This window comes from Photobacterium carnosum (assembly GCF_021236965.1).
GTDB classification, from domain to species: Bacteria; Pseudomonadota; Gammaproteobacteria; order Enterobacterales; family Vibrionaceae; genus Photobacterium; species Photobacterium carnosum.
Genome location: NZ_WMDN01000044.1, coordinates 1 through 7,587 on the forward strand (window position 1 = coordinate 1; position 7,587 = coordinate 7,587).

Sequence of the window (7,587 nt, forward strand, 5' to 3'; positions counted from 1 at the left end):
GTCAGTATCAACGGTGTAAATATGATCATCTGTCGCCGTGGCGCTATGGCCTGCTTCATCATGAGTTGTCACGGTAGCGGTGACGTTATCAGTGGTGGCGTTGTCTAATACGCTGCCATCGACGTTTGCCGTCCACGTTAACTTGCCATTGTGACTTTCTACTGTGGCAGTACCTACCGCTTTACCATCTACAGTAATTGTAACGGTATCGCCGACTTTGACATCACCATCAACAGTACCGGTTACAGGCACTTTGCTGTGGGACTCGTTCTCATTGATCACATTGTCACCACCAATGGTGGTGATGGTGACACCTGCGTCTAATTTAGAGTACGATATACTACCACCGTCCTCTATATGACTTTTTTTGACACTTGGCTCGTAAGCAGTATCAAATCCTGCCTTTGCTAACATCGAATCATTATCGTAATTAATCGTGATAAAACTCGCTGTTGCTGATGAACCATTTAATCCCACATCACCTGCGGCTGTTGCTTCAAATAATTTAGTTGGATCTTGTCCTGTTAAAATAGCATTCTGAATAGCACTAATATCATTATCGGAAAACGGCGTATTCTTAATACCGTCATGATTAAAATCAATACCATGCTTTAAACTAACAATTTTGAGTCCATCAGCAGATAACATTGAACAAGTGGACACTGGTTGATCAATAACTTGTTCAATGCCATCTTTCTTAAAAATCATTTTAGTACTGCTATTAGCAATAATAATCTCATCAGATTGAAGTTGATAATGATTATTAATAGCTAAAATATTTTTATTATTTTTAATAACAAAACAGGTACCATCAATAAGCTTTAGCTCATTGTTATTATTTTCAATTTTAACCATACTACATTCAACCTTAACTCTAATAATTGATAACGAACCGCATTCATTACATCATCAATTTAATTATTACCATTAATGATATATATTTTATACATGTATATGCGCAGCTACACATATATCCTAACAAAGCATTAAATAGAAAATATCACTTTACGTCAATACCTTGACGGATTATCATTCGAGAATATTAATTAAAAAACACTCTCTTGTATAATCATCAACAATACGTAATATTAAATTTATTTATACAAATATGGATTGTAATTAACCTACTAAATAGCTAGTTAAATGATGTAATTTGTATGTTCTTTGTAAGCCGTTTTTCTTGAGACCTAAGTTTTATATGAGTAAAAAAGCCATCTCGATATCAAACAATGATCTCGATTTTATTGATGATAAATCATCAGCATTGCTACTGAATACACCTAAAAGTGCCAGAATCATTTTATGGGTCATAGTATTATTTTTCTTTATCGCATTTACTTGGGCTTATTTTGCAAAACTCGATAAAGTAACGACGGGCTCAGGAAAAGTTATTCCGTCATCTCAGCTACAAGTAGTACAAAACCTCGAAGGTGGTATTGTTAAGCAGGTTTTTGTAAAAGAAGGCCAACAAGTTAAGAAAGGTCAAACATTACTACTCATAGATGACACACAATTTAAATCTGACTTTGAAGAAAAAACCCAAAGTCTTGCAGCCATGCAGGCTGATTCGTTACGTCTTAACGCATTACTTGTCAGTGTTACTGTAAATAAAAACACTAAAAATACCGAATGGCGAAAAAGCGTTAATATTACTAGCATTCCTCCCGTTTTTACTCCTAATTTCAAGAACAAGCATGCTCAATTAGTACGCAGACAACTTAACCAATTCACAGGTAAATTAAATAATTTAGAAAATCAATTATCTGTTGCATCACAGCAAGCATCACAAAAAGAGCGAGAACTAACAGAAACACGCTCTCGAGTATCTAATCTTCGTGATAGTTATAATATCGCAATGAAAGAATATAATATCACCAAACCATTAGCGGATGAAGGTGTGGTTCCTCGCATTGAGCTATTAAAATTACAGCGTTCACTCAATGATACTAAACGTGACCTAAACTCAGCAAAACTACAAGTTCCAGTAACCCAAGCAGCTATCCAAGAAGCCAAATTTAAATATATAGATATTGCTTTGCAATTCCGTTCAGAAATTCAAGCTAAGCTGAATGAAATTAGTGATAAATTATCCAGCATGAAAGAAACACAAATAGGCCTTAAAGATAGAGTTAAACGTACAACGGTTATTTCACCTGTTACAGGTACTATTCAAAAAATATACGTCAATACTGTTGGTGGGGTTATTCAACCAGGTATGCCATTAGTAGAAATTGTCCCCACGGAAGACACGCTATTAATTGAAGCAAAAATAGCCCCTCAAGATATAGGTTTTTTAAGGCCCGGATTACCGACCATCATAAAATTCAGTGCTTATGATTTTACCAATTATGGTGGTCTCAAAGGAACTGTAGAGACAATCAGTGCCGACACAATCCAAGATAAAAAAGGCAATAGTTTCTATCAAGTAAAAATTCGTACCAATGCAAGTAGCCTTAAAGGTCCTAATGGCGAAGCATTACCAATCATTCCAGGAATGACGGCATCAGCAGATATCATTACAGGTAAACGTTCTGTACTTGATTATTTACTGAAACCAATCCTCAGAGCGCGTCAAACGGCATTAAGAGAATAAAATAATGACAAAAAAGTATATATTTAGAAAAGTTGCTCTATTAATTAGCCTTCAATGTTTGGCAACGCCAGTAATGGCGCAATCATTAGAGCAAGCTATTGCTGAAACACTTTCAACTAATCCTGATATAAAAAGTGCTTACAATGAATTTCAAAGTAAACACCAATTAGTGAATGCGGCTAAGGGTGATTATTTACCATCAGTCGATCTAGAAGCAGGTATTGGACATGATGATTACAAAGCAAACAGTCCTTCTGGCCAATACCGCCCTCAAAGTGCCCAACTAAATATTCGTCAATTAATTTGGGATGGTTCTATTACGTATAACGATATTCAACGTAATAAATCAGAAACAGAAGCCCAACGCTATCAATTATTATCTGACGCACAAGACAAGGCACTAAAAGCAACTGAAGCTTATCTTAATGTCCTCCATGCTCAAGATGTACTAACTTTGTCTCAATCTAACCTTAAAGTACATCAAAAAATGTACGTTGATATCAAAAAGCGTGCAGATGCAGGTATCGGTTCGACGGCTGATTTAGCACAAGTTGATGGTCGTTTAGCCAGTTCTAATACCAATTTATTAGCCGCAGAAAGTAACCTTCAAGATAAAATCACTGCGTTTGTGCGAATTATTGGCGCTTACCCAACTGATCTTATAAAACCTGAAGTTGATAGTAATTATCTACCAATATCTTTAGATGATGCGCTGACGAAAGCCGAAAAAAATAATCCGGTTGTTTATATTGCATCAAATGATATCAATGCCGCAGAATATCAATACAAACAAGCACAAGGTACTTTCTATCCATCTTTTAGCATTGAAGCTTCACAAGAATGGGGAAACCATCTTAATGGTTCAGCCGGCGATACCGATGAACTAAAAGCCATGTTAAAAATGCGCTATAACCTATTTAATGGCGGAAGTGACGTAGCTAAATCACGTCGAGCAGCTTATCAAATCAATAAATCCAAAGATATTCGAGATCGCGCTTATCGCATGTTAGAAGAAGGTACTCGCCTTTCTTGGAGTGCCTTAACGTTATCGAAAAAACAAAAAATATTCTTACAAGAACATGTTGATGCTTCTGCACGTACCGTTATTGCTTATGAAAAACAATTTAAGATAGGTCAACGTTCTTTATTGGATGTACTAAATACTGAAAATGAATTATTCGAAGCACGTAAAGCTTATTTTACAGCTGAATATGATGGTATTTTAGCTAAATATCGCGTGTTAAATGCAACCGGATTAATTCTTAGTGAGATGCGAGTTGAAATACCTCAATCTTGGGTACAATCAGTTAAATAAAGGAACAAAATATGAAATACACAATTATTGGGTTACTCACACTATCATTATTTGGATGCTCACTTTCAGTACCTCAACCACCCGTTGCAAAGCAAACCAAAAATTTATTTGATAACGACAGTGATGGCGTTATTAATCAACGTGATCATTGTCCCAAAACCCCCATTGATGCCGTCGTCGATAACAATGGCTGCCCGACTTATATTGACAGTTCTGAAGAAAATAAGATCCATGTGTTATTTGCTAATGATTCTTCGGTGATCTTTGAAAATTATAGAAATAATATCAAGAATATGAGTACGTTCTTAGCGAAATACCCTAAAACACATATAGAGTTAAAAGGTTATGCGAGTCCTGTTGGTAATACTGCTTATAATGTTGCCTTATCAAAACGCCGTGCAAGCGTAATCCGCCAAGCATTAATAAATGAAGGCGTTACACCCGCTCGCATTAAAACGGTTGGTTTTGGCGATAGTGATCCAGTTAAAGCATCTGATATTGAAGAAAGTAATACATTAAGTCGTCGAGTCGTGGCACAAGTAGTTGGTTCTCAAGGTAATGTAGTTAAAGAATGGACGGTATATACCGTTCGTGAAAATTAAACAGAAAATTGCCCATTGAAGAAGATAACTTTTTGGTTACTTTGTTGTTTACTAGCAGTAAATGTTCTTGCTGCTAGTAACACACAACAGATAGAAAAAATAACTCAATTTTATGGTGAACGCGCAGGTAAACGAGCAACAGCCTGGCGCGCACTCATCAAAAACTCACAACATTTAACTGAACGCCAGAAACTTAATGCTACTAATACTTTTTTTAATCAATTTTTTTTCATTAGCGATCAAAAGCTATGGGGAAAAGAAGATTATTGGGCAACACCTTACGAATTTATTGGTGCAGGTGCGGGTGATTGTGAAGATTTTAGTATTGCCAAATACAAAATGTTACTTAAGCTTGGTATTGATGATAATAAGCTAAGATTAGTGTATGTAAAAGCACTTAAACTTAATCAATTCCATATGGTTGTTGCTTATTATCCAAAACCATCAGCAATACCACTGATTTTAGATAATCTCAAAGGCGATATTTTACCAGCGACTCAGCGTAATGATTTACTACCGATATACAGTTTTAATGGTAGTAAATTATGGCTTATGAAACAAAAAGGACAAGAACAAATAGCGGGTAAAGCTTCGCGCTTAAGTCTTTGGAATGATTTACGTAGTCGCTCTCAAAAGATCAAGCTAAACCAACCACTAAACATTTATTAATGAGTAAATAACAATGACCCTTTACCGACAACTTCTACTGTGGATGTTAGTTGTATTATTTTTACTGATAAGTGCTGTGTTTACTATTCAATTTAATACCACTAAAAGTTATTTAATTGAGCAACAATCAACTGAACTTAATAATGTTGTAAACTCAATCGGCTTTGCTCTATCTCCATACCTAAAAGAAAAAGATTTTATTTCAGCAGAATCCGTTATTAATGCCACTTTTGATTCGGGTTACTACAGCCAAGTAAAACTAACCTTACTCGACTCTAACAAAGAAATTATTCGCCAATACCCTCAACGAATAGATAATATTCCTGATTGGTTCCAATCATTAATCCAGATTAAAGCAATTACTCAAACTACAACCTTAACCAGTGGTTGGCTACAACTCGCCAATTTAACCGTTATTAGCAGTCCTGTTTCAGCCTATATCCAATTATGGAAAGCAACTATTCAACTTGTACTTGGTTTTATAACAAGCCTATTATTGACTGCTATTGTATTATCCTTAGTACTCAATAAAGTATTACGTCCATTAAAACAAATTCAAAAAAGTGCACAAGAAATAGCACATAACCATTTCACGGATCCTTTGCCGACACCTCATACTCGTGAATTATCTGATCTCGTTATTGCTTTTAATTCGATGAATACTCAGTTACAACAACATTTTGAACAACAAGCTCAAGAGGCCGATACTTTACGTATTCGTGCCTATCAAGATCCCGTATCAGGTTTAGCTAACCGCAGTTACTTAATGACCAAACTAAAATCATGGTTATTACATAAACCTACTGGCGGTATCATTCTATTAAAATCTGATGCTATTGAAGATAACTATCAGCAATCAGGTTATGAAAAAGGTGATAAGTTAGTACAAAAACTTACTAATCACCTAAAAGAACTTTCTACTGATAATGTTACCATCGCTCGTCTAAACCAATCAGAATTTATGCTGATTGCACCTAATGCCTCCGAAGATGAACTTATGGATACTGCCCGTTCGATGCTACATATGACATCAGAGCTTAATTCAGATCCTCTTGGGATAGCACCACTTCAAGCTGCTGTTGGTATCGTAATGTGTTCAGATACTCTAACAATAACGGCTTTACTTGCTCATGCTGATAATGCAGTAAATAAAGCGCGTCACGAAATTAAAGAACCTATAGCTTTATTAGAAATTAATGAGAAAAAAACAACACCAGCAATAGGTAAACAACAATGGAAAATATTAGTTGATGAAGCAATAGCAAATAATCTAATCCATTTTACTTTCCAAAAAGCAATTGATGCAAACAATGCTGTAATTCATAAAGAAATGTTCGCTTATATTAAAAAAGGCCAACAATGCTTTAATGCTGGTCAATTTTTATCTGCTATTGAGAAACTTAATGAGGGTACTAAATTTGACTGCTACATTATAGATACTCTGTTTAATCAATTGGTGGGAAAAACCGAATCCGTACCTATCGCTATTAATATTACTCAAAGTAGCATTAATGATACAGGGTTTATTCGCTGGCTTAATAGCAAGCTTCAAGCTTGTAGCGAGATGAAACAACATGTTTTGTTTGAATTGCCTGAAATTTGTTTTATTAAAAATATAAATAATACTAGCTTACTTTGTGAAATTATTCGTAACAATGGATTTAAATTTGGTATTGATAATTATGGTCATAATTTCAGCTCGATAGGTTATCTGAATAAATTACGACCTAGCTATGTGAAATTAGATTTTTCATATACGTCCCAATTAGATAATCAAGTAAAAACAGACGTTTTAGAATCGATAACACGTAGTGCCAATAACCTTTCAGTACTCACTATCGCCTCCCGTGTGGAAACTATTGAACAAAAAGACAAATTAACACAGCTACAAATTCAAGGTTTTCAAGGTTACGTCACCGATCAGTTAGTTAATGGGAAATAACATGAAAGATCCATTGCTTCAATCACTTGCTTATATTAGTCGTTTCTACGGCCAAGCAAATTCACCGGATGCCTTAATTGCAGATCTACCGCTAACCGATGGTTTACTAACCCCCTTTTTATTACCTCGCGCAGCAGAAAAGGCAGGGCTTCAGGCTAAACAAACACAATTAACATTCGATAAGTTATCGCCATTATTATTCCCGGTCATTGCCATACTAAAAGGGGGTGATGCTTGTGTAGTACTTAGTATTGATCAAGAAAAAGGTGAAGCTGAAGTTGTCCTTCCTCAAAGTGATGGCTCTGAGCAATGGATTAATATCAATGAATTAAATGCACAATACAGTGGCCATTTATTCTTAATTAAGAAACGTTTTCGTTATGATGAGCGTTCTCCTGAAATTTTAAAAAACCGAGATGGGCATTGGTTCTGGAGTACGTTATGGGAATCTCGTAGTATTTATCGT

General features: G+C 35.4%; 7 protein-coding genes. 6 read left to right on the plus strand and 1 reads right to left on the minus strand.

Annotation, left to right across the window (positions count from 1 at the left end; genetic code table 11):
* Positions 1–855: retention module-containing protein (locus GLP24_RS19475; RefSeq protein WP_232616417.1), on the minus strand; the 855-nt coding region annotated here is incomplete at its 3' end.
* 343 nt (positions 856–1,198) lie between these two features.
* Here GLP24_RS19475 and GLP24_RS19480 point away from each other — a divergent pair.
* From GLP24_RS19480 to GLP24_RS19505, 6 genes are all read left to right on the plus strand, one after another.
* Positions 1,199–2,593, plus strand: coding sequence for an HlyD family type I secretion periplasmic adaptor subunit (locus tag GLP24_RS19480; RefSeq protein WP_232616418.1), 1,395 nt, complete (start codon positions 1,199–1,201; stop codon positions 2,591–2,593).
* 4 nt (positions 2,594–2,597) lie between these two features.
* Positions 2,598–3,908 (plus strand): TolC family outer membrane protein, encoded by a 1,311-nt coding sequence (locus GLP24_RS19485; RefSeq protein ID WP_152654459.1) that lies wholly within the window; start codon positions 2,598–2,600, stop codon positions 3,906–3,908.
* A gap of 11 nt (positions 3,909–3,919) precedes the next feature.
* Entirely contained in the window at positions 3,920–4,510 is a 591-nt protein-coding gene (locus tag GLP24_RS19490) for an OmpA family protein (protein WP_232616419.1), read from the plus strand.
* A 24-nt stretch (positions 4,511–4,534) separates the two neighbouring features.
* The gene (locus tag GLP24_RS19495; protein ID WP_407951517.1) at positions 4,535–5,179 is read left to right on the plus strand and encodes a transglutaminase-like cysteine peptidase; all 645 of its coding nucleotides are present in this window, start codon (positions 4,535–4,537) and stop codon (positions 5,177–5,179) included.
* A gap of 13 nt (positions 5,180–5,192) precedes the next feature.
* Positions 5,193–7,121, plus strand: coding sequence for a bifunctional diguanylate cyclase/phosphodiesterase (locus GLP24_RS19500; protein WP_101770417.1), 1,929 nt, complete (start codon positions 5,193–5,195; stop codon positions 7,119–7,121).
* Position 7,122: 1 nt separating this feature from the next.
* Positions 7,123–7,587, plus strand: a 465-nt coding sequence (locus tag GLP24_RS19505; RefSeq protein ID WP_232616420.1) for a cysteine peptidase family C39 domain-containing protein, incomplete at its 3' end; no start/stop codon positions are given.